We start from the raw sequence: 21,984 nt of genomic DNA, 5'->3' as shown, positions 1-21,984 counted from the left end.
GGATCATCGACCGAGTCCTCCTCCTCGTTGTGCCACAAACGTCTGGCGGCGTTGAACTCGGGCGATGGACATCTGCACGCTCTTGGGGTCCATGCCGTTGAAGTTGTAAATGTCGCCGCGGGCGGTGTGTCCGCCGACGCCCTCGGCCAGGTCGGTCAGACCGAAGCCGGTGCCGACGACTTCCTTTGCCGTACTCGCCAACCACTCGACAGGCTTCGCGACGAGGTCGACGGCTTTGCCCGCGACGACCGAGCCCGCGACGGATCCGAGCACGCCGCCGATCGCCGCACCGGCCGGCCCCGCGATCGCGGTACCCAAACTGGCGCCGATGAATTGGCCGACCTGGCCCGCCGCATCTTGCGCCAGGCCCTTGGCAGCTCCGGTGATGCCCTTGACCAGACCGCCCGAGGCGTTGCCGGACGTGAAACCTGAAATGGCCGATGACAGGTTCGAAGCTTCGTTGTTGTCGAACGCCTCCTGTTGATCGCCCGGAGCGAAAAATTCTGTGTCAGCCGTGATTCCGAGTTGTTTGGCTAGTTCGCCGTTGACCGAGAGCGCGTCCGAAATCGCAGGAATGCCAAGCGAACCCGCCAGAGCTCCGAGCGTGGAGCCGACCTCCCCGAGGGCTGTGGTGTCGCTCAGACCGAGCGATGTGCCGAAGTTCCGCGCCAGCTCGCTGCCGACGAGGTGCCCGCGATCGATGTAGTCGGCGCCACCGTAGGTGGTGAAGTGTCTTGGTTCAACCAGACTCGTCCCGTTGAGACCTTCACTCAGACTCGGCGTGCGCGGCGTGGTGGACGCACCGACTGCCGAATACCCACCAGCACCGTTGGGCACATACGTGATACTGCTGGAACCGCCGCCGGACCCACCGGTGACAACAACACTGTTGGAACCACCGCCCGATCCACCGTCGACACCGAAGCCAGTCGGCGTCATCGGCGAAGCACCGCCCGGCGCAACCGAACCACCGGCGCCACTCGGCGACAAACCCGAGCTCTCCGACGGCATCTCACCGATAGCGGACTTCAGCGACATAGACGCCGCGAACCCACCACCGAACCGAGAACCGATCGTCTGCCCGAGCTGCTCACCGATCTCCGGCGCCAACTGCCCGGCCGGCCCGAGCGCAGGCGCGATAGCCGCACCCAACGCCGCACCGACCCGACCACCAGCTTCGGTCGCCGAGGCGACGATCCCCGCGGACAACGCCTCCGACAGCGCCGAAAGCGGTGCCGTAGAACCCTGTGCCGACGACGTCGACTCCTGGGCGAACGCGGGCATCGCTCCCATCAGACCTTGCGGTTCAACGTTGAGCGAAGCCGAGATCGGCGGCCCTTCGCCGGTGAACGGCGAGTTGGCGCCCAAGTCGACTTTCATCGGTTCGGGTGTGCGACGGCCGAACAGCCCGCCCGCACCCAGCACTGGCGCCAAAGCACCGCCGAGCGCCGCACCCGCAGTGCCCGCGGCAGTGATCGCGGCACCGCCGATGCCACCGATCACGTCCGCGATCAGCCCGGTCCCGAGCAGATCACGCCACTTCTCCGGATCGCCCATGCCCGTGTCGCCGACCAGCCCGCCACCGGCGAAGCCGGGAAGCATGCCGCCCAGGTAACCGGCAGAAGGAACCCAACCGGCATTGATCGCTTCCAGCAGCGGCAGCGCACCGGCAGTCGCGGCCGCGTTGACCACGTACTCGCCGTTGGACAGGCGAGCCAGGATCGAATCGCTGGTACCGGTGCCGGGACCACGAACCGAGCCGCCGCCCGCATAACCTGCTGGGGCACCGGCATTTTCGACTACTACATTGTTGATTCCGCTCTCAGGCTTCGCCGGATTGAGCAGGGTCGTCTTCGACGAGAACTTGATAAGACGGGTCTTGGTGTCGGTCGCGTCGGTGTCAGGACGGAGCAGATCCATGGCCTGCCCCGCGACACGTTCGGCGATGGCACCTGGTTGGGTGCCGAGCACGTCGGACAGCACACCGAGCAAACCCGCGCCGATCAGGCTGTTCGGCGGAATCCGGCCATCCTCACCGAGAGTGACCGGGCCTTCCTCCGGCAGGGTGATCGTCGCGGTGCCGCCGCCGGAGCCGCCTTCCCAGACGGCCCCGCTCGGCAGCCTGATCCGCTTTCCCGGAGCCGGTGTGCCGCTCGTGGTCATCGCAAGAACGTCCGGCAATGTCATCGCCGTTGGGCGTTTCTTCTTCACAATTGGTATCCACTTTCTGCGTTCGACCGCTCCGGGGCTGCAGCCACCTAGTCGTTCCAGCCGAGGAAGTCGTTCATCTGATCGAGTTCCGTTGCCGTGCCGACTCGTTCACGATTCGACTTCCGTCCGGGGCGAGCGATCGGCTCGGGCATATTGCGCCCGCGCCGACCGTCATCGGTCCGGGCCCACGCCAACCACCGCAAGCTGTCGGCGACGTCCGCCAGCAGGTGCTCGGCGGTCTGCCATCGACTCCCCTCCGGGTGCATCACCCGAAGCAACGCCGACTCGAGCGGCAGGTGCTTCACGATCGATCGCAGGTCGGCCCAGTCGAGTGCGTCGGTGCCGAGCATCCGTAGCCGGAGCCCCAGGACGATCAGGTCGTATTCGATTGCCTCGCTGTACTCTTCGAGAAGAGCGTCGAGGCTCAGGATTCCCCCAGGCTCAGCCCCGAGTGCGCGCGCCACGCCTCGAGCAGCTCGTGGTAGGCGTCGGGATCCATCTCGTCGAGCGCGGCCAATGCCTCGGGGGTCAGGCTCAGCTCGAGCAGGGTGTACATCGCGTCGACATCGCCGAGGCGACGGATCCGGCGCACGAGACCGGGCTTGAGGTAGGACAGCGACGGCAGCACGATCTCGGCGCCGTCGACGGTGTAGGTGAAGTCGTTCTTCACGACCGCGGGCTGGGCGATCTTGATAGGTGCAGCAGGAGAAGTCATGGGTAGCAGACCCTTTCGTTTGAATCTGAGTTTTGGAAAATAGGAAGGGCCCAATGGCGGCGGGCGGGCCTGCGCATAGGTGTTTTACCCGCCGCCATTGGGGGCTTTAATCAGGCAGTCTTGAGACCGTCATCGAGGTAGCGGTACGCCTTGATGCCGGAATCGTCCTTGAATGCCTCGACATTGATCGTGAAGCCGGCCAGTTCGTTGGACACGAACTTCTTCTCGGTGATCGAGGAGATCTTGGCGTTCGGCAGCACGATGCGGAGCTTCTTGTCCTCGGTCTTCATGTCGAAGACCCACGAGCGACGCGGCAGAACCACGCCGGTCTCCCGGACGTTGATCAGCTTGCCCGAGGTGGAGGTGGCAGCAGTGGCGGTCACGTTGTTCTCACCGAAGATCTCGGCGAGCACATCCTGGTCCCACACCGCGTACAGGGTCAGGCCGAAGCGGACCGAGTGCTCGGTCTGCAGCTGGGCGATGATGTCGGCGTTCCAGTCCTTGACCGTCTCGACCTTGCGCTCACCGAGCGACTCGATGCCGTCCTCGGAGACATAGCCCAGCGCCTTGAAGGCGGGGGCGATGGTGCCGGCCGCGGTGGTCGGCAGGGTGGTGTTGAGCGGGGCCACCAGGACGCCGCCGGAAACGGCGAGGTTGGGGGTACCGGCGCCGATGAAATTACTGGAAGGCAGAGCCATTGTTGTTATCTCCCTTGGGATTGTTGCGCAGGCCCTCGGGATGGGTACTTCAGTTCGACTCCGGTCGGAGTCAGGCGAGGACGGTGCCTCGCACAATCAGGTCGGCGACAATTATGTACCGCGGAGCGGCTGTCACCGGATCAGTGTCGTTCTCGATGCCGGCGTCCTCGACCTGGTCGCACCACACGGTGCCCAGGTAACCGGGAGCGGCCGCACTCAGGATCGAACGCACGATCGCGGCAAGTGTTGCCGCCGCGCCGGCGTCATCGGTGCATTCGAGAACAACACGAGGACGATCGAGAATCAGCTGAGCGCTCCTGCGCCCCTCCCGATCCTCGACATCAACTCGGGCCTTTCGGTCGTTTCTGGTTACTCGCACCATCCGGGCCGGACGCGGGTCGGGAACCCGGCTGACCACAGTCGCGGTGTCAGATACCGCGGCAAGTTGTGTCGTCAGATAATCGACCAAAGTTTGTTCGATATCAGGAAACAGTATCTTTTCATTCATGTCAAGTCCTTGAACAGAAATTAATTGAGACCAAGATTTGGGCATGAAAAATCCCGACCAGTCAACCGATCGGGATAATCCGCTATAGGCCACGTCCCGTGTTAGGCAGCACCTTCAAGCAACGAACAGCATTGCGATCACATCGCACCCTAATTAACGCCCCGGGGTGGTTGTATTCAAAATTTGCAGATATGATCCATGTCCCGGCAGACTCTTTTTCACGATGAAAGTGGCGGTTCGCAATTACGAACCGTACTCGGCACGAAGAGACACCAGCCGCCCAGCTGTTTTCAACAAGCCATCGCCCGGAATATGATCGGCTGCATACTCGAATTCAGGGTGGCACTGAACTGATCACCGACGACGCTGTCGATCATGAATCTCGGCTCAGCGTGCAGCTCAAGAGGAATATCAGACACAGAAAGCACCCTTCAACGGAAATATTGTGACCAAGGAGTCAAATTATACGTGCGACACTTTCACACTTCCGATTCGTTTTGACGGTCGGCCCGACTCGACTCCGCTCCGAAGCATCCACATTCCTAGCTGGCACGCGCGAAATTACAACATTCGCAATTGGCCTCAACAGAAGCCGTCGCCACATGACGAGCGTCACGCTGTTCCAATATCCAAGACTTTTTCATCACCAAGCGGTACCCCCTCCATGCCGATTGGGACATAATCAATCGAGTAGGTCAGGCCAGCATCGAGACATAGCCTTGCCAATTTTCCGAGGCACCCCTCAGCGTCGACGGATTCGGTAAGCGTTCCCTCGATCAAGTAGGTGAACCTGCCGCCTGAAGAAGCTCGGTCCTCATGACAGAAAATATCCATCATCTCGCCCTCGTAGGTCAACTCATAGCCAACGCGGCCAATCTTAATATTGACAGCACCGCCGACCCACAATTTCAATATAGTTGTCATGACATCGTAGGTAGCCCACCCAAGTTCTCCACCGAATGCATACATACGGAACCTCAATCTTTCCTACTCGATCCGCAATGCAGGTTTGGTATCAAATTTGCCACCCTTGATGAGAATCGAGATTGACTCGACATTCAGATGTGGATAATCTGCTGCCAGTTGCTTTGCGAGCTGCTTCAAACCGGGTGATATCTTCGACTTCGAACTGATGATACCATCGGAAACAGCCTTGCCAAACGTCTTAGCGTTGCTGTTGTACAATGCCGGATTTAGCTTGATATCCACTGACAAGGCTTCCAATTCCGTTCGCGACAATCCAGCCAATGCGATCGGCGAGCGGGCAGAACTCTCAGCCGCACCGTATGCAACCTTGCCTTCGAAGTGGCTTATCAGCAGGCTATCGAAATATGAGCTCGGCACAAAAACCGCTATATCGACATCGTTTGCCATCGGCGTCCTGAGTGAGGATCCTTGCACAAATGCGTCACGCGAGGGTATCCCGGCACCTACGAGGCCAGTATCGAGTTCCGAGGCAAATCGGGCGTATTCGTCCCGACTCGTAAATTTGTACGGATATCCTCTAGCCGAGACAACGTTGGTCCAGTTGCCCATTTGGACGACGAGGTCAGTTGACGAAATCGGCTTGGCCACCCTAGAGGCGATTCTTACCATATCTAATACGGTGGCATCATCCATTCCCAGGCGAATGCTGTACGCAGCGATTTCTCGCATTTCGAGCTGTGTGTACGACAGCTCAAATTGTGCCTCACGTTGTGCCGATATCCATACTCTGACCGCAGAATCCAGGTCATCAGCACGCTTTATAACAGCGGCATCCGTCGCCGCTGCAGCGATGACCGCCTCAGTTGACGATGTTGCACCCTTTCGCAGACCGGCTAGCCAGCGAATCACACCCGGACCCGGGATCGGGAGAAACACCGCAGCGAGGCTGACGACGTCCGCCGCAGCCCATAGAATTTCACCCGCTGCGTGCTGCTTCGCGGCAGGCGTGCGATAGTCAGGAAAGTAGATACCGCCGGATCCAGCTCGCGCATTCATCGTTGCAATCAGGGGCCCGCTCCAATGATTGGACAACTCATCGCCGATTACCGAAAACGAATTTCGAAAATGTTCGATTATCCCCGGCTGCCTTTGCGGAGTCTGAGCCATCCAGTCTATGCCCGGGATATCGCCGGGTTGAAAGCCACGCTGCTGTTCGTCCGCAAGGTTTACGAGTCGATAATAGGTCTGCGCGGAACCGTTCGCAGGATCAAGAACGACGCGCATATCCGTGACGCCTTGTTCACGGATATAGCTATCTATGTATAGTTGACTTGGCGTGAAGGTTATGATTCCGTCGACTTGGGAAAATCGTCCGAGGTCAATTCCTTCCCGGTCGACATAGTGTCCAGCCGTAATGACTCCATCAACCGTTGTGTAATTTTTTCGAATTCCGTTGGGATATGTGAAATAGCCCTCACCACGCCCTCGCCGGTCAACTGATCCCGATTCTTCGCTCTCGCTTCCATCAGTTCCCGAAAACCGGGTGAACAGGCGATTTTCGAAAGCGCTCTGCCAGGTTGTTCCATCTCTCGATGTGTACGTTGAGTACGGTCCGGATGGAGTGATCTGGGTAGTCTTTATTCCACCTTCGGCATCTTGTGTCTGAAGTCCGATGTCGCCGCCCTGAAATAGGACGACATTCACATCGCGACCATCGACAGTATCGATATATGAGGTAACCCCCTGTGTCGCATAGGTATCGACAACTGGCACGGAGGCTCCGGGTTGGGTAATTTTTGTATTTGTCCACGGTCGGTCTGCGCCGTCGCTGCCACCTCCCTGCTCGACTTTGATCGACACTCCGTTGGCTAGCAGATAATCCCAATGGCGTACGCCGAATTCATCGATGAACAACGAACCCTGTGTGTTGTTGCCGTCGACCCACACCACCGCGGGACCGCCTCGAACAGGAGGGGTTACACCCTCGGGAAGAATCTGGTTGACGCGGCTCGTATCGAGTTCCTGCTGAGTTGGTGGCGGCGGAGATACCGACGCTGTGCTCGGCACGTCGAACAGAAGTTGACCGACAACGCTTTGCTCAATCACCACCCGGTCCTCCGGCGATATGCTCGCCGGAACCTGAGGGCTTGTAATTTCGGGCGACTGCGCTTCCGCACCTTCGGTGCGACCGAAACCGTACAGCTGTGCGAATACAGGATTCTGCTGAAAGCTCTCGGGGAGCTGCGCCACCGGCGTGGTCGAAGTAGGGCTATCAGCTCCGGGAGCGGTCGATGTCGGAGACTGCGCTTGCGTCTCTGTGGGAGCCGGTTGGGTACTGGTAGGTCCGTTCTGAACCGGCGAGGTTGCCTGCGGTGTGGGTGTAGTTGTCGACGGCTGAGATTGGGTATGCGCTGGTTGTGTGACCTGGGGCCGAGGCGTTTCGCCCTTCGGCTGATCCTCAGTCCGGGTGGCTTGGCTACCTGGGTTGGCGACCTGGCCTTCTACGGGGACCCGGTATCCCTCCTCGTCGAGGACCGATCCAGCCTCAGGATCAACGATCGGCTTCACCACAGCAGGTGCGGGGTTGCCTGACAACGCAGAGGCGATCATGTCGCGAGTCGCCCATATGCGTTCGAGTGCTCGCGCTGCGGACTGCGGGGTGAGTCCGTCGAAATTGTGAACCTGGGGTTCGCGATCGGGATGTGGGGCCGGTGCACCGATCGGAGTCAGACTCCGCAACCAGCTACCGTCACCTGCCGGATCCGGTTCAGGCCCGTTCACCGAGACGGCTCCGCATCATCGATCCGACGCCGCAGCTCAGCGACCATCGCCGCATACGCCTCCGACTTCGTCTTCCCCTCACACGCGATCCCGCGAGGATGAGTCGCGTACCACGCGCTCCCCTCGACCTGCTTCACCGAGATCTCGTCGAAGTCGTAGAACTCCTCCGCATCAGGCGTAGGCCAATGGCCTTCGGCATCAGGGGTGATGTGAGCACCGGTGTCGAAAGCGCCCGGGGCGCCGGCAGGAGTCGGGACCCACCGGATCTCCTCGAGCTCAGGGTGCACACGCACACCACGCTTGATCAGATACTCAGCGACCCGAGTCGCCTGCTTGATCGAAGTCACCGTCGGCTCGGCCAACTTGCGGCCGACAGGGCTGGTCCACTCGGGCAGGTGGATGACCGAAAGTTCTTCTGCCAGTGCGCGAACCTGCGGGTCGAGTTCGTCGTCGTGGTCGGGCTCGGGGAGTTTGCCCGACATCGCCTGCTGGATGAAGACCAGAAACTCGGGAGTGACCAACTGTCCGGACTCGGTCTGGACGTATTCCGGTGTCGATGCTTCGGCGGAGTTGAAGTCGACCGAGCCGATGATTTCCTTGCCGGACATGTGGTGGTCCCTCCCGATCGTGGGCATGAAAAAAGCCCGGACCGAATGGCCGGGCTCGTGGTGGTTATGAATGTGGAGTCGGAGCGGGCGCGAGGTATCGCCACATGCTCAAGGCAAGGCGCAAATCAGCCAGAGCGCCTGTGGGGTCTACGACCGAGGAAAAGGGGCCGTTAGCGCTACCCGGAAGGGCCTCATGAACGCGCACCCACATCGAAAGAGGTTGGGCTGCAAAGTAAGTGGGCAGGCTGCGGCCCGCTGCAACAATCGTGGCCGAGCGAGCGCGCTGTGTCAACAGCTCCGCGAAGATTCGTTCATAAGGCTGGTCAGCGGCGCATGAGCGAACGCAGGCCGAGCAATCTACCGACGTAATCTGCAGTGGCGTAAGCGTTTTCATCAACAGCAGCAACAGCGCCTGGCCCGCGCCGACGACCAGATGTCAGTCAGTGCGGGGACGCGGCGGCGATCAACTCATCGCGCCAGTCCCGGAACCGGGCCCGCATCTGTGTGACTTGCTCTGGACTGACGCGATACTCAGCAAAAGCATCATCGGTGATCTGCCGAAGTGCGCCGAGCGCATCAGCGAACATCATCGGCTCGAAACCACGATCAGCACTACTGGCAAGCTCGATCAACCCATCGCGCGTATAGCGCCCTGTCGTGATCGCAGCATCGACGTCAAGAAAATCCCGCGGGAGCGCCCGGCCATAGAGGGCGATCATCTTATTCGCGACCGCGTCGTCAGGATGCAGCACCGGACCGACATCGAGAATCACCGGCGGGTGCGCCCTCCAGTCCGCAGACAACTCGAGCTTGTCGGGCTCCCGTTGCGGCTCAGCCAGAGACCGCACAAGAAGCCGTGCGAAGGTCTCGCCACTCGTGGTCACCTCGACGCTGTACCCGTTGGCACACAGCGCGGCGGTAACCGCCGCTACCGCACCCGGGAAATCCGCGCGCCTGTGCCAATCGGTAAACAGATCGACGTCCCCGCTGGGGCGATCACCCATCCCGTGCGCACGCATGGCATAACCACCGGCAAGAGCGAACCCTTGGTCACCCGCAACGCCAAGCGCGATCCCGGCCAGACGGCGGTGATGTGGCTCCACCCTGCTACGCCGAGGCCAGACGGCTGAGCTCGGCCAAGTCCACGAACTTCGCCTCCCACGCCCGCCGGGTCGGCTGCGGAAGCCACATATACGACCACAACCGCTTCAGCGCGGATTCGTTGAGATAGGTATGCAGATCAGTCGACTGCCCCGCCTCATTGATCACTGCCCGGTAGAAGTCGACGATCCTGCCGGGCCGGTCGAGGTCGTACTCCGCATGCCCGGACCAATCGAGGTGACGCGGCAGCCAAACAACCCCGCTGACCGGGCCCACCAACAGGTCCAGCGCAACCGGAAGCACAATCGGCTTGCTGTAGCTACGACGCTCCGGCGCCATCCGTTCACCCCTTCGCCAAGTCCGAGATACCGGGTCTGATCTCAGCATATCGCGCCCGGACAGTGATGGTGCCCGACGCGGAGGTGGTGGTACGCGTGGAGATCGAGAACCTTGGTTCGACTCCGGTCGGAGTCAGGCGAGGACGGTGCCTCGCACAATCAGGTCGGCGACAATTATGTACCGCGGAGCGGCTGTCACCGGATCGGTGTCGTTCTCCATGCCGGCATCCTCGACCTGGTCGCACCACACGGTGCCCAGGTAACCAGGAGCGGCCGCACTCAAGATCGAACGCACGATCGCGGCAAGTGTTGCCGCCGCGCCGGCGTCATCGGTGCATTCGAGAACAACACGAGGACGATCGAGAATCAGCTGAGCGCTCCTGCGCCCCTCCCGATCCTCGACATCAACTCGGGCTTTTCGGTCGTTTCTGGTTACTCGCACCATCCGGGTCGGACGTGGATCCGGGACCGACTGGTCACAGCCGCAGTATCGGACATCGCAGCGAGTTCCATCGTAAGATAATCGACCAAAGTTTGTTCGATATCAGAAAACAGTATTCGTTCATTCATGTCAAGTCCTTGAACAGAAATTGATTGAAACCAAGATTTGGGCATGAAAAATCCCGACCGGTCAACCGATCGGGATACTCACATACGCACGTGAAGTAGGTGGCATTTATTACTGCAACAACACTTGATCACCGCCAGGGGATATTTGCTGGTCGACGTCGCCACCACCATGACTGCGCACTCAATTCACCATCGAACGAGCCGACCCGCGCCAGTTCCGAACCATTGTCGTCTACTGTGAGATTCTTGAATTGATCATCTATATTGCTCACAGCGGCAACCAGCCCGATACGGCATTCTTTTCCCGCTTCAGTAAGTTGACCTAGTAGTACGTCCAGGTGATCACGTCGCGTAAGATCAGCACAGAACGCGTCTACGAGATAGACGCCACTAGGGGGCCAATTTTCAGCCATTCGTGCAATGAGAAGTTCCCAATGCCCTAGGTGGTCGATCACCGCAGGCGTTACTTCAGGCTGATATTCCGATGCTATCCGGTCGGTAATCGGAGTTGTCAGCCACTTCCGATTACCCGAATCCGAAATTTCGCCAACGCTCGCGTTGGGAAAATCCGGAATGGGCGCTCCAACGCGCTCGATCCAGTATCCCGACTCATCATCGCCATCGATCAGAGATGGGATAAGGAGTCCGCGTGACGTTGCCCCGTACATAATTGATGAAAGTTCGCCCTCCTCATCGAAGAACACTGTCATGCGCAGTTCGCTGGAAAGTTGGAGGGCAAAAACATATGCCATCGGAGACACGATGACCCCTGGACGCAGGTACACCGATATCGAGAGATCCATGTCACCGTTGACGGGGCACAAATCGCAGGTAACAAGCGCCTCCGAGTTCCGGAATTCCCAATCTATGTCCGAATTGGCTACATCAATATCCGCACAATCAACCCCAGTGACTGCCGATAGGGCGTCTTTAATACTATCAGCACTAGCAGCCTTCATCAAGAAGCCAAAAGATCGCCCTATCACCTTTTACCGTACCTTTCGTACAATTCCCAAGCCCTCTGAACGTCTAACGGATTCATCTTGAATTTGGGATCATTTCTGAACTGAGATTCCAGCTTCGGAGATCCCCCACTATTATTGAGAATCAACTGCAGTGCCGTGTACTGTACTCGATTCAACTGCGCCAAGCCAGGACCAGCCACGGGGAACACCCTGCCACTGGGTTCCACTCCATAGGTCCTGCCATTTATCGTATACCGTTGCGCGACAGGATCGAACACAGCCCTACCTGCTGCAATTCCTGCGATATCTCCTTTTACAACATCCTTCATGCCTGGAAGAATCACGGTGTTGATTTCTCCAATTTTGCCATTCTTTACCCCGGAGAAGTCATGGCGAGAGACAGGGTAGGTGAGATCCTTTCCCCTTGCACTCCCTTCAACATCATCACCACCGCGCCATGAATTCTGATGTTGTGCGAGCCTACCGCTGTCTGTTGGTTGATCAGCGGCCGATCCAGAGGACGGTGCTGCCCTACTACCGAAATCTGCGGCTTTTTGATTTCGCCCAGGGCTGATTGACTCACTGGATTGAGAAGCGGGTCCCTGTCGGTGGCTCGACCCTTCGAGGGTTGTTGAATGTACGGATCCAGAATTGACGATTTCAGTTGGTATAAGGGGAGCGTTGTTCGTACTGCGACCCTCAGTCCGTCCCGAGGTCGGGTCCCGCGGGGTCGACCACCAACAGCACCTTCATGCCGCGAGCCGCGGCTTCGTCGACAACCGGGTCCAGCCGGTCCCACCGAAGCGCGGCACCCGGTGAGTGCTCGACGTACCACCAATCGAGATCCAGTCGCAGGATCGGTGCCTTGGGTGACGCTGCGGACTGTATGGCCGGGAGCCGCGCCGCGATTTCCGTGCCCGAACCAGAACCCTCCGCGAAGCCGATATCGGCAGACGAAAAGGGGGCCGTCTGACTGTGTGCCACTGTTGTCACCGGCAGGTTGGCCAGGAGGCCCACGATGAGCGCGAGTGTCAGACCTCCCCCGCGAATCTGCGAAAACAAGGCGTGAAGCTGTGAATTCATCGATTCAAACCATCTATCCTAGGTGGTGGGTGATGCCGAGTGCTGTGCCCGGGCGGGCACAGCACTCATGGTCAGGTGATACGGACGTATGAGGCCGGATTCGTCTGAGCGGTCGGGCTGTTCACGCCGAGTGAAGAACTGTTCTTCGCCTGCACCCTGACCACATCACCGGTAGTGACGGGTCCGACCATCGAGACGCTGACGGCCGCTGTCCCACCAGCTGGCACAGAAGTCGCCGTACCGGTGGCGACGACTGCCCCATTGACAGTCAGCCGCAGCGTGACCGGAACGGCAGAGTAGGCGACCACCGCCGTGAAGACGATCGAAGCTTCGATCGTCGCAGCCGCTTTCGGCGATTGGACAACGATGCCATCGGAACTGACGGTGGTTCCTGGATAGCCGACAGTATCGGCACTCCAGCCGGCCACTGTCAGCCAACTCTCGGTCATCTGCGTCCACGGCGACGACTTCGTCATCCGCGAGGGGGCGAAACTCGGCACTGTCACCAAAGACAACTGTCCGGACGCGGCGTGCGCCATGTCGATACCGGCCTTCGCGCTGGTCACCGCAGCGAACCCACCGGAACCGGCGACGTTCGCAGGCACACCCTGCGCCACTGCGAGCGAGCCCGCACCGCCGAGCTCGACCGGTTGTCCGGTTTGCACCGAGAACACGCCCTCGCCCGACCCGCCGCCGAAGGCGACTACCGGCCCGACGGCAGGCGCGTCGACCGTCAGGCTGCCGTCCCCGGTGAAGGTGAGATCGAACGGTGCCAGGCCGGAGAACCGCCCTTCGCTACCGAACAGCGCTTCGGCGCTGCTGATGACGACCAGGTCGGTGCTCGCGCTTCCTTCCGCGGCGAATGCCCTCGGCAGGTGGGTGTTCAGCGCGGCTGTCGAGTCGCCGATCGCGGTGAGGCCCGCGTCCAGCAGAACCTTGCCCGACTTGACCACGACCTTCGCGACCAGTCGCCCCAGCGCACCAGCGGCGATGAACGCCCCAGCGCGCGGCGAGGTTGCGGCGGTGGCCTGACCGTTCGCGGTCGGCTGTGCCGAAATCTGCGCTCGCACCGTGTCCAGACGCGCGATGACGGCCCCGCCCCCGGCATACCCGGCGACGATGTAGGGCTTGATGACCGGCACGTCCGCGCGCAGCACGACCACCGGCACCGCCGGCGACCTCGATGTAGTAACCGAGACGCCAGGCGGTTTCACCGCAGCTGTGGACGGCGCCGGCAACGTGGCCCGCACCGTCGATTGTTGCGTAGCCATGCGGCGCCTTCCGTCAGCTCTGGGTGAAGGTGGGGGTGATCAGCAGCTGGCCCTGAGCGCCGAGAGTGGTGGCGCTGATCGCGACCTTGTCGATGAAGTCCGCGGCGCCGGTACCGGCAACGGTCTTCCACAGCCCGACATGGGTGTAAGAGCCCGCGGGCAGGTCGATGGTGACCTGCGAACCGGTGACCACGCCACCGGTGCCGGAGGTCCAGGCCGACTGCTTGCGGGCGTAGGCGGGCGCACCACCGGAGGCCTCGTTGGCGCCGGTGGTGCCGGGGTCGGCGATGTGCACGCTGATGAAGACGGTGCTCGAGCCCGCGACGTTCTTGTACGCGTCCGCGAGAGCCTGGCGAGTGGTAGCAACGGCGATAGCCATGAGAGTTCCTTCTTTTCTGGATGGATGTTGTGCGGTTGGGAAGCTGCTGCACCCCACCGTGTTTCGAGGATGTCGACTACGTTCGGATGACCGAGCCGACGTACCACGCATAGGTGGTGGCCGGTGTGGTCGCGTACGTCACCAACATCGTGTAGCGCGAATTCGCGGGGATCGTGTCGCAGATCGTGCTCGGCACCGCCCAGGACGCCGCGCTCGGCGTGACCGTCGCTGGCCACGCGGCCAGCGGAACACCGCTCGGTGCGGTCAAGGCGATGGAAACTGTTGTTCCACTGGGGAACACAGCCCCACCCGCCGGCTGAATCTTCTGCACGAAGCTCGCACCGGCGGTCAGGATGAGGGGTTCGACGGTGGGCTGATATCCGAGATAGCCGGGGTCGACCGGAGATGTCATGGCGTTTCCTTTACTTCGTAGCCCGCCAGCCAGAGGGCGCCTTCGCGCGTCGCGTCGGGATGGATGTAGGAGCCGGGGAGTTTGGTCATGGTGATCGCCGAGCCGTCGGGCCGGGCGGGCACGATGACCGCCTCGGCGCTCTGGCGGCCGAACGCTTCTTGGATCCACACGATGACGTGATCGTTGCCGAGGAGTGGTTCGGAGAGCGCGTAGTGCCGAGCCGGGCCGGCGAATCCGGTTGCTTCGATGGAAGTGTCTGTCGCAGTGTGCATTTTGCGATATTTCCGTTCAGTACGTGAAGAGATATTCGATGATCGTGACGAGCCCGGCGGCGCCGGACGCGCCTGCGCCACCGCCACCGGCGGGGAAGCCGCCGCCGGCGCCGGAGTTGCCGCCACCGCCGGACTGGCCGACCTGCCACAGCGGCGGATTGCCCGTGTTTGCGGCGACCAGTCCGGAGGCGCCGCCCGTCGAACCGGCGCCTGCGCCGCCACCGCCACCCGCGAGCAGCGTGACGACCCCGCCGGAAACCGACGTGCCCGGTTGACCATTGGCGCCGCCCTTACCACCACCTTGGAAGCCGAAGCCGCCGCCGACGCCACCGTTGGCACCGCCCTTGCCGCCCGCCGCCGAAAGCCATGTGCCGAAGCTGGATTCGCCACCGTCGCCACCCCCGTTGCCGGCCACACCGACGACGATGGGGACGGATCCGGTCAGCACCGCGGCGGGAATTCGCCGGGAGGTTCGATTCGCCTGGCCGCCGCCGCCGCCAACACTCGCGCTCCCCGCGCCTCCACCGCCGCGCAGGATCACCTCGACGGCGACCAGGTTCGGCGGCGGAGTCCACGTGGCAGATGAGGTGAAGACGTAGAGGTTGGCGACGAACATCAGCTGGTCCGTTCGATCACGTAGACCACGCCGCTCGCGCCGTTGCCGCCCCGCTCAGCGCCGGTGGAGTTACCGCCACCGCCGCCACCGCCGCCCGCGGGGTGCGCGCCGTGCCCACCTCGGTCCAGACCGGTGACCGCGCCACCGCCCCCGCCACCGCCGGTGGAGATGACTGGCGCAGGCGGGGCACCATTGCCGCCCGGCGGACCACCGGCAGAGATACCGCCCTGGCCACCGTGTTGGCCGAGGCCACCGGTGAAGCCGGCCCCACCGCCACCACCGCCACCACCGCCGTACAGCGCGAATTGCGAGTAGGAGTCGCCGCCGGGCCACGGATAGGGGTTCGGATCCTCGAGTACCGCGCCGCCACTTCGACCGCCATTGCCGCCGCGAATCATGCCGGAGCCGCCATCGCCACCTGGCCCGCAGGAGCCGAGCTGGACTCGACCCCCGTGGCCGCCACCCGCGGTCAGCCATGACCCGAACGTGGTGTTGGTGCCATTGGCGCCGTACCCCCCACCTGGTTGCCCACCCACACCGCCGACCCCGACCGTGATGGGAATCGGCAGATAGTTGCCCGCGCCGTCTTGGGGAAGAAGCGACCCGGGAATGGTGGTATGTACCTCACCCCCACCGCCACCACCACCGCCGGCGCCCCGACTACCGCCGACGAGGTCCCAGCGGCCGCCACCACCACCGCCACCACCACCGATCAAGATGACATCGAGCGACAATGTCCCCTTGCTCGGTGTGTAGTTCGCGTCGGTAGGGATACGAAGGGCGTTGCCCTGCAACAGAATTTGTTGAAATCGCGTCTGCATCATGGTCATCGCCGGGAGGACATCGGCCGGATCATCGGATGCGGTTCCGTTGATCGGCCCGGTGATACCCCTGGCGATCGCGCCTACGCCAGAGACCGCCTCACTAGCCTTCGCGTCGAGGTCGGTGGCCCAGTCGTTGAGAAACGCCAAGGGGTGGATGCCGAGCACTTCGACCCCCGCCAGCGCCCGGCAGAGATTGGCCAGCATGCGGTCGATCGCGACGCCGACATACGCACCCAATTGGGCATCGGCCTTGCGTACCACGCCCGATACCGCGGCGTTGGTCATCGCCTGGAAGGTTTGCTGGCTGTAGTTGCTGATCTGGGTTTCATTGCCGCTGAACGCGACTTCACGGGAGTCGGCGAGACCACCGAAGCTGCCGACGACTTGAGCCCCTTCGGGGACTTTCCGGTCAGGCGCGGTCATGCTCGGTCGCCTCCGCCTGGGTGGATCGGGTCAGCAGATGGTTGAGGTCGCCATGCTCACGCAGCTGGCCGACCAGGTCGGCCCGCTCTTGCTGGGTCAACATCGCCACATCGGGCGCGGTGATCCGGGCGGGCTGCGGGGTCCCCTTCTCCACCCAGGTGCCCGCGGAGTTGAGCCAATGGTGGTGGCCCCGAATCGGCGGGTGGTATTCCTTGGTCTGCAGGTCTGGGTGATGCCGGAACCCCAAGTCCCACAGATGTTTCGACCACTGTTTGAGGACCATCGGATGCACGATCATCGGGGCGTTCTTCGGGCCGGGCAAACCGACGAACGCCCAGGAAATGGCCTCTTCGGGATTGTTGGGATCACATTCGTGCTGCTGTGGAATCGACATGGGAATCGCCGTCTCTAGTCAAAGTTGATTTTCACACCGAGGTCGTGCATGGTCGATTTGATCTCGTCGATCTTTCGCATCGACTTCACCAGCGGCTCCTCGACCTCCTGATTGGTGCCGATGGTGATTTGCCAGGCTGGGGTCTGGTCGCGGGCCCAGGCCAGTTCCAGCTGAGTGACCTGGTCGATGTAGATCTCGTCCGGGGGCATGCCATGAACGGTGGCCCCCACTCGGTCACCGAGGAAGAAGTGACCGTGGCCCTGATCGCCGATGAAGTAGGGCTGGCCGTCGGCGACAGTGAGTTCGTGCGAGTAGAACGACCTCGTCGCCCACAGCGCCGAGCTCAACGCGGTCAGCGAGTTCAAGCTGTAAGCGTCGTCCGCGCCGTCCTGGAAGTGCTCGTAGTAGTGCGACCAACCAGCTTGCGACGCGCGGATCGGATCCTTGTAGGAAACCCAGGCGAGCAAGGTGTCCTTGAACCCGGGATACAGCCAGGTCTCGGCGAGTTGACCGCCGATCGCCGACCAGTCGCCCAGACCGAGCGTGGCGATCTGCAGCAACCCACCCGCGAGCTGGCCCGCCGAGGTGAGGGCCTGCTTCACGCCGGCGTTCACCTGCTCTGGCGAATGCCCACCGGTGAGGATCTGCACATCGGTGAACGGCGTGATCGTGAACGACGACGTCTGCACACCCGTGTTCCGGTCAGGTCGGAAGATCACCCATGGCGCCTTCGACATCGTTCCCAACCAGCCCGGCTGCTGATACTCCTCGACATTGGGGTCGGGCAGGACGTTCCGCGTCGTGCCGAGGTAATCCTCGGTATACACCTGAGCGGTGTAGACCAGCCCGTCCAGAACGCTGCCGCCCTCGCTCGTGCCAGTGGTGAATCCACTCTTGTCGACAATGTCGACCACGAGCGCGCCGTTGCGCAGATTCGCCCCCGGCCACGGCGGCGGATCGCCGACCAGCCATCGCCGGGTGGTGACCATCAACTGCGCGGTCGCCAGGGTATCCTTCGCCAGGTCGTGGAACATCTTGAACCGCGAGTTGAGCAGCGTCCACACCGACGAATCCCCCAGCAGATCATGGGGTTTCACCACGATCGACCAGTTGGACATATCCAGGTTGAACCACTCGGACGCGTCGAGCGGGTTGTCCGGCAACGCCCACAATGAGGTTTCCAGCCGCAGTACGTTCAGGAACAGGGCCAGCTTCAACGAGGAAGCCGATGGCCCGGCCAGGATGAAGTGCTGTGGAATCTGCAGGGCGGCCGGAAGCAGCGGGTTAGCCCAGACGCAGATGTGCTTGAGCTCCTCATAGGAGTGCAGAAACGACATCTCGACCGTGCTGACGCCGTACTCGTCTTGTTTGACAACGGCTTTCGACAAGCGGCCGTCCCAGCGCGCGCCGTCCTTGTCCACGGTGATGTGGATGTTCTGAGTGGTCCGTGTGCGCGAGATCGCCCACTGCGCGAGGTGATGCTCATAGGGCAGGACGATCACGCCGGTCCCGGATTCATTGAGCATCCAGGTGAAATTGGCGCTGATCTCGCCCGCGCAGGTACCGCGCAGTTGCCAGTTACCATCCCACAACCGAATGAGCGGAGGTTTGGTTCGCAGCACCTCACGCTGCGCTTTGTCCTTCAGCGCGTTCTTGTAGATAACAGGCAGATCGTTCACCGTTGTCATTGCAGCCCCCAAGGCCGCGACCAGTTGCGCGGTTGCACCACCATGACCGAGGCACCCGCAGGCGCACCGGTCACCTTCACCGGCAAAACGGTGGCCGGAGTGTAGGGCGGGATCATGTACTCGAAACCGCGCCCACCCATGAGCGCCCACATCTGCGACCGGTCGGCCGCGACGAGAGTTTCGCGCGCGGGGTCGGTGTCGACCACCAGGTCCTGGCCTGCGACCGTATTCGGCAGCACCACAACACGATCGGCATCCTCTTCGGCGCGGTTGTGATAGTTGTTGCCGAAGGAGAAGTCGGGCAGGGTCCAGCGTCCCGGCGCCGAGCACACCCATTGCAGGTACATCGGCTGATCGGTCGGATTGGCGACGGTCACCGTACCGGATTGCGTCGTACCGTTGGTCGTGCTGATGGTCGAGACCCAGGTACTCGTCGCGGGTTCCTCGACCCACCACGGCACGCCGGCGGTGCAGGTCATGGTGACCTGACCCCACAGGTTCAGGTGCGGGTCCTTGTTCGGTTTGAAGTCGGGCTGCTGCGACATCCGCAGCGCGAGCGAGCGCGAGCCGTAGTCGGTGGTCACCGTCATGATCGAATCCGCGTCGTAGGCCCAGGCTTTGCGCCAGGCACTGTCGACGGATTCCCAAGAGCGACCGGCCATTTCGAAGATGTTGACGCCGAAGACCACTTCGCGTCGGTTGGTGCTGTACCCGCCGTAGGTCGCGCCGTTCTGGAACGCGGTCTGGTTCCAGATCGTCGTGACCGGCGCGTCGTAGAGTCCGCTCGGCGCGGTCCCGAGGTCGACGCCTTCCCGGCCGCGACCTTGTCCACTGATCGTCCACGTCGAACCGTCGACGCCGGTGATCGTTATCAGCGCAGGACTAGTCCCCACTGGTTCACCTCAACTCTTTCCCTTGTGCTGCAATGAATGTGGCTGCGCGATCAGCTGACGTAGACGGCCGCGATGACGCCCGCGCCGACCGCGAGTCCGGTGCCGTTCTGGTGCATTCGCACGTCGATCACGTCATCGGCCTGGAGTACCGGCGCGACCGTGATCGGCACGGTCAACGGCATCTCGGCGGCCAGGTTGGTGCCGGCGGTGAGCGTGAGCGAGGCGAAGCTTTGTTGCACCACACCCGCCCGCAGATGCCGAACCGTGAAGGTGACATTGTTGGTCGCCACGCCCGTCACAGTGACGAATCCGGCTGGTGCGACGAGGGTTACGTCGGTGACAGTGTCGCCGCTGTTGAAGGCCGGCTTGTACACCCCCGCGACGCCGATCACGTCGGCGGCGCCAACGGCCTGTGCGGGCAGGATTGCCGAGTAGATCATGTGCTTTCCGTTCTCTGTTGTCGCGCCATCGCTACCGCTCCTACGCCCACGACGCCGCGACTTCTCGTTGTGTCGCAAGTGTTTTCGCGCGAACATGCGCACTATCGATGTGATTGGTCGTGAGGTTGACCGTGGTCGAGTGATCGAAGTGATGCCGGTTGACCACGTGCGGCAGTGCCCGTGACGGCACCGCGAAGGCGTCGTGCCGCATCGCGATCACCTGCGCGTCCCGACCGTTGATAGTGAGCGAGTCGCTATTGATCGCTTCCAGCAAGGCGATATGCCGGCTGGTAGCCGCGGCATTCACCACGAACTCACCGTTGGACGCCATAATCGGCACCTGGTCATCGCGCGGACCACCAGGACCACGCACAACGCCACCGGTGGCCATATGCGCCGCAGCCCACTCGACCATCGCATCACCGATGAACCCGAATCCAATACTGCCGCCACCAAGCCAGTCCGGCATCGGAATATTGAGACGCTGCAGCACCGACCCGATTGCGTTCACGACGATCGCGACGTGATGGATCACCGTCTTGAACACACCTTCGACCCCCGAGCCCAAATCACTGAACGAGTCCGAAATACCCTTCGTCACGTTACTGAGCCCAGAGGTCGCCGAGGCAAAGATATCCTGGAAGAATTTGCCCACCGGTTCGAGCGTGTTCTTACGCACGGCCTCGAAGACTTTTTGCACCGTGTCCCAGTTACCGACAATCAACGTCACAACGCCGATCAACGCCGTAATCCCCATAGCGATCATGCCCAACGGGGACTTCATCATCGACGCATTAATCTTGCCGTGCGCACCGATCCACGACTTAGTCGCACCTTGCACATTCTTCCCCGCAGTCGATGAATTCTTCATCGCCTTAGTGAGATTCGCGAGCCCCTTGGGCGCGTTCGCCCACCCCGCAACCATTTTCGCGTGGGCGGCGCCGTGGTCGAGCATCGACTTTAGGCTATCTTTAAGCGCCGAAGACTTGGAATTCAGCGCCTTGGTTCTTGCCTTGACTTCGGCGACAAGACTCTTGCCGCCGTCAAGCGCAGGCGGGCTTGTTCCACCCGGACCATCCTTCTTCAACTTGCGAATGGTATCCGCATGCGTTTCAGCGAGATTCCGTTGCGCGTCATAATATGACGGCAGCGGCATGCCGTTCCCTGCTCGGTGCGCGCGCATCTCCTTGCCAAGGGCCATCGCAAGGTTCTTCTCGGCTTCACTGACCTGAGAGAACGTAAATCTCTTCGGGTGATTCTTCGCGAGCGCTGCCAACCTGCGCTGGATCTTCTTGTCAACCTTCGACTTGTCGGTCACATGCCAGTGCACCCTGCGGCCCCGTTTGAGCGCGGCTTCGTCCTTGTCGAGCTGCTCATGCGGGTGCTTTCCGCTCACCTTGCCATATTTGGTCTCGTGGCCAGTCGCGCCGGCGCCGTCCTTACCAGCGTCGTACCGTCGGCTGCCCTTGTCTGTTACGACATTATGTTCAACCGCCCATCCATTATCATCTGTCCAACCGTGGACAATCGCCATTCCATCCCTGAAATCGTCGCCGTATTGGCTCCTATAACTCCAGTTTCGAACGGTGGAGAGCCATTCCTTGGGACCCTTTTGTCCGCCCTTGTCTACATATACCCGGTGTTTCTCTTTCTGGACATTCGACAGATCCTCGCCATTTTCTGGTTGCTCATGTCTCCACGAACTATTTTCGCCATGGTCGGGACTCACGTTCCGGCCTCCTCATTACCTACTGCGCGCACAACGAATAGACTCCGTGCGATAAGCGCAAAGAATGACCGAACACAAAATGTCCGGGATGAATTTACAAGTGCTCAGATAGACGCTCCGCGCGCATTGCCGATAGGC

At 61.5% G+C, this 21,984-nt stretch carries 24 protein-coding genes; all 24 read right to left on the bottom strand.

All coding sequences use genetic code 11. The features are described from left to right. Positions 1–3: 3 nt before the first annotated feature. Positions 4–2,163 carry a hypothetical protein gene (locus ACFWUP_RS09440; RefSeq protein ID WP_379232493.1) on the bottom strand — a complete coding sequence of 720 codons (2,160 nt, stop codon included), beginning with the start codon at positions 2,161–2,163 and terminating at the stop codon, positions 4–6. A gap of 95 nt (positions 2,164–2,258) precedes the next feature. Continuing rightward, complete coding sequence (locus tag ACFWUP_RS09435; protein ID WP_379232491.1) at positions 2,259–2,675, bottom strand: DUF5361 domain-containing protein; 417 nt, start codon at positions 2,673–2,675, stop codon at positions 2,259–2,261. Continuing rightward, the gene (locus ACFWUP_RS09430) at positions 2,636–2,926 is read right to left on the bottom strand and encodes a hypothetical protein (RefSeq protein WP_379232489.1); all 291 of its coding nucleotides are present in this window, start codon (positions 2,924–2,926) and stop codon (positions 2,636–2,638) included. Before ACFWUP_RS09430 ends, ACFWUP_RS09435 begins: the two co-directional genes overlap by 40 nt. Before the next feature lie 110 nt (positions 2,927–3,036). Then, on the bottom strand, positions 3,037–3,624 hold the full coding sequence (locus tag ACFWUP_RS09425; protein WP_379232487.1) for a hypothetical protein: 588 nt from the start codon (positions 3,622–3,624) through the stop codon (positions 3,037–3,039). Positions 3,625–3,694: 70 nt separating this feature from the next. Continuing rightward, positions 3,695–4,177: a hypothetical protein gene (locus tag ACFWUP_RS09420; RefSeq protein ID WP_379232485.1), complete on the bottom strand. Its 483-nt coding sequence runs from the start codon at positions 4,175–4,177 to the stop codon at positions 3,695–3,697. 567 nt (positions 4,178–4,744) lie between these two features. Beyond that, positions 4,745–5,056 (bottom strand): hypothetical protein, encoded by a 312-nt coding sequence (locus ACFWUP_RS09415; protein ID WP_379232483.1) that lies wholly within the window; start codon positions 5,054–5,056, stop codon positions 4,745–4,747. A 63-nt stretch (positions 5,057–5,119) separates the two neighbouring features. Continuing rightward, on the bottom strand, positions 5,120–7,309 hold the full coding sequence (locus ACFWUP_RS09410) for a hypothetical protein (RefSeq protein WP_379232481.1): 2,190 nt from the start codon (positions 7,307–7,309) through the stop codon (positions 5,120–5,122). A 527-nt stretch (positions 7,310–7,836) separates the two neighbouring features. Further along, positions 7,837–8,448, bottom strand: coding sequence for a hypothetical protein (locus tag ACFWUP_RS09405; protein ID WP_379232479.1), 612 nt, complete (start codon positions 8,446–8,448; stop codon positions 7,837–7,839). A 440-nt stretch (positions 8,449–8,888) separates the two neighbouring features. Beyond that, positions 8,889–9,551, bottom strand: a complete 663-nt coding sequence (locus ACFWUP_RS09400; protein ID WP_379232477.1) for a nucleotidyl transferase AbiEii/AbiGii toxin family protein — start codon at positions 9,549–9,551, stop codon at positions 8,889–8,891. A 4-nt stretch (positions 9,552–9,555) separates the two neighbouring features. Next, positions 9,556–9,888, bottom strand: coding sequence for a hypothetical protein (locus tag ACFWUP_RS09395; RefSeq protein ID WP_379232475.1), 333 nt, complete (start codon positions 9,886–9,888; stop codon positions 9,556–9,558). 132 nt (positions 9,889–10,020) lie between these two features. Further along, complete coding sequence (locus ACFWUP_RS09390; protein WP_379232473.1) at positions 10,021–10,182, bottom strand: hypothetical protein; 162 nt, start codon at positions 10,180–10,182, stop codon at positions 10,021–10,023. A gap of 403 nt (positions 10,183–10,585) precedes the next feature. After that, positions 10,586–11,209, bottom strand: a complete 624-nt coding sequence (locus tag ACFWUP_RS09385; RefSeq protein WP_379232471.1) for a hypothetical protein — start codon at positions 11,207–11,209, stop codon at positions 10,586–10,588. Positions 11,210–12,121: 912 nt separating this feature from the next. Next, positions 12,122–12,505, bottom strand: a complete 384-nt coding sequence (locus ACFWUP_RS09380) for a hypothetical protein (RefSeq protein WP_379232469.1) — start codon at positions 12,503–12,505, stop codon at positions 12,122–12,124. Positions 12,506–12,576: 71 nt separating this feature from the next. Further along, the gene (locus tag ACFWUP_RS09375) at positions 12,577–13,776 is read right to left on the bottom strand and encodes a hypothetical protein (RefSeq protein WP_379232467.1); all 1,200 of its coding nucleotides are present in this window, start codon (positions 13,774–13,776) and stop codon (positions 12,577–12,579) included. Positions 13,777–13,789: 13 nt separating this feature from the next. Next, a complete protein-coding gene (locus ACFWUP_RS09370) occupies positions 13,790–14,155 on the bottom strand; it encodes a hypothetical protein (RefSeq protein WP_379232465.1) in 366 nt (121 codons plus the stop codon). 76 nt (positions 14,156–14,231) lie between these two features. Further along, on the bottom strand, positions 14,232–14,567 hold the full coding sequence (locus tag ACFWUP_RS09365) for a hypothetical protein (protein WP_379232464.1): 336 nt from the start codon (positions 14,565–14,567) through the stop codon (positions 14,232–14,234). After that, a complete protein-coding gene (locus ACFWUP_RS09360) occupies positions 14,564–14,839 on the bottom strand; it encodes a hypothetical protein (RefSeq protein WP_379232462.1) in 276 nt (91 codons plus the stop codon). Before ACFWUP_RS09360 ends, ACFWUP_RS09365 begins: the two co-directional genes overlap by 4 nt. A gap of 16 nt (positions 14,840–14,855) precedes the next feature. Continuing rightward, complete coding sequence (locus tag ACFWUP_RS09355; RefSeq protein WP_379232460.1) at positions 14,856–15,455, bottom strand: hypothetical protein; 600 nt, start codon at positions 15,453–15,455, stop codon at positions 14,856–14,858. Continuing rightward, positions 15,455–16,702 carry a glycine-rich domain-containing protein gene (locus tag ACFWUP_RS09350; RefSeq protein WP_379232458.1) on the bottom strand — a complete coding sequence of 416 codons (1,248 nt, stop codon included), beginning with the start codon at positions 16,700–16,702 and terminating at the stop codon, positions 15,455–15,457. The genes ACFWUP_RS09355 and ACFWUP_RS09350 overlap by 1 nt, the downstream gene beginning before the upstream one ends. Continuing rightward, positions 16,689–17,096, bottom strand: a complete 408-nt coding sequence (locus ACFWUP_RS09345; RefSeq protein ID WP_379232456.1) for a DUF2744 domain-containing protein — start codon at positions 17,094–17,096, stop codon at positions 16,689–16,691. The genes ACFWUP_RS09350 and ACFWUP_RS09345 overlap by 14 nt, the downstream gene beginning before the upstream one ends. A 14-nt stretch (positions 17,097–17,110) precedes the next feature. Continuing rightward, complete coding sequence (locus ACFWUP_RS09340) at positions 17,111–18,775, bottom strand: phage tail protein (RefSeq protein ID WP_379232455.1); 1,665 nt, start codon at positions 18,773–18,775, stop codon at positions 17,111–17,113. Positions 18,776–18,780: 5 nt separating this feature from the next. Next, positions 18,781–19,677, bottom strand: coding sequence for a phage tail protein (locus ACFWUP_RS09335; protein WP_379232453.1), 897 nt, complete (start codon positions 19,675–19,677; stop codon positions 18,781–18,783). Positions 19,678–19,727: 50 nt separating this feature from the next. Beyond that, a complete protein-coding gene (locus ACFWUP_RS09330; RefSeq protein ID WP_379232451.1) occupies positions 19,728–20,117 on the bottom strand; it encodes a hypothetical protein in 390 nt (129 codons plus the stop codon). Positions 20,118–20,157: 40 nt separating this feature from the next. Further along, positions 20,158–21,846, bottom strand: a complete 1,689-nt coding sequence (locus ACFWUP_RS09325) for a hypothetical protein (protein ID WP_379232449.1) — start codon at positions 21,844–21,846, stop codon at positions 20,158–20,160. Between the last annotated feature and the right edge of the window lie 138 nt (positions 21,847–21,984).

The organism is Nocardia sp. NPDC058658 (genome assembly GCF_042716665.1).
Taxonomy (GTDB): Bacteria; Actinomycetota; Actinomycetes; order Mycobacteriales; family Mycobacteriaceae; genus Nocardia.
This window is presented reverse-complemented; position numbering and strand designations above follow the sequence as displayed.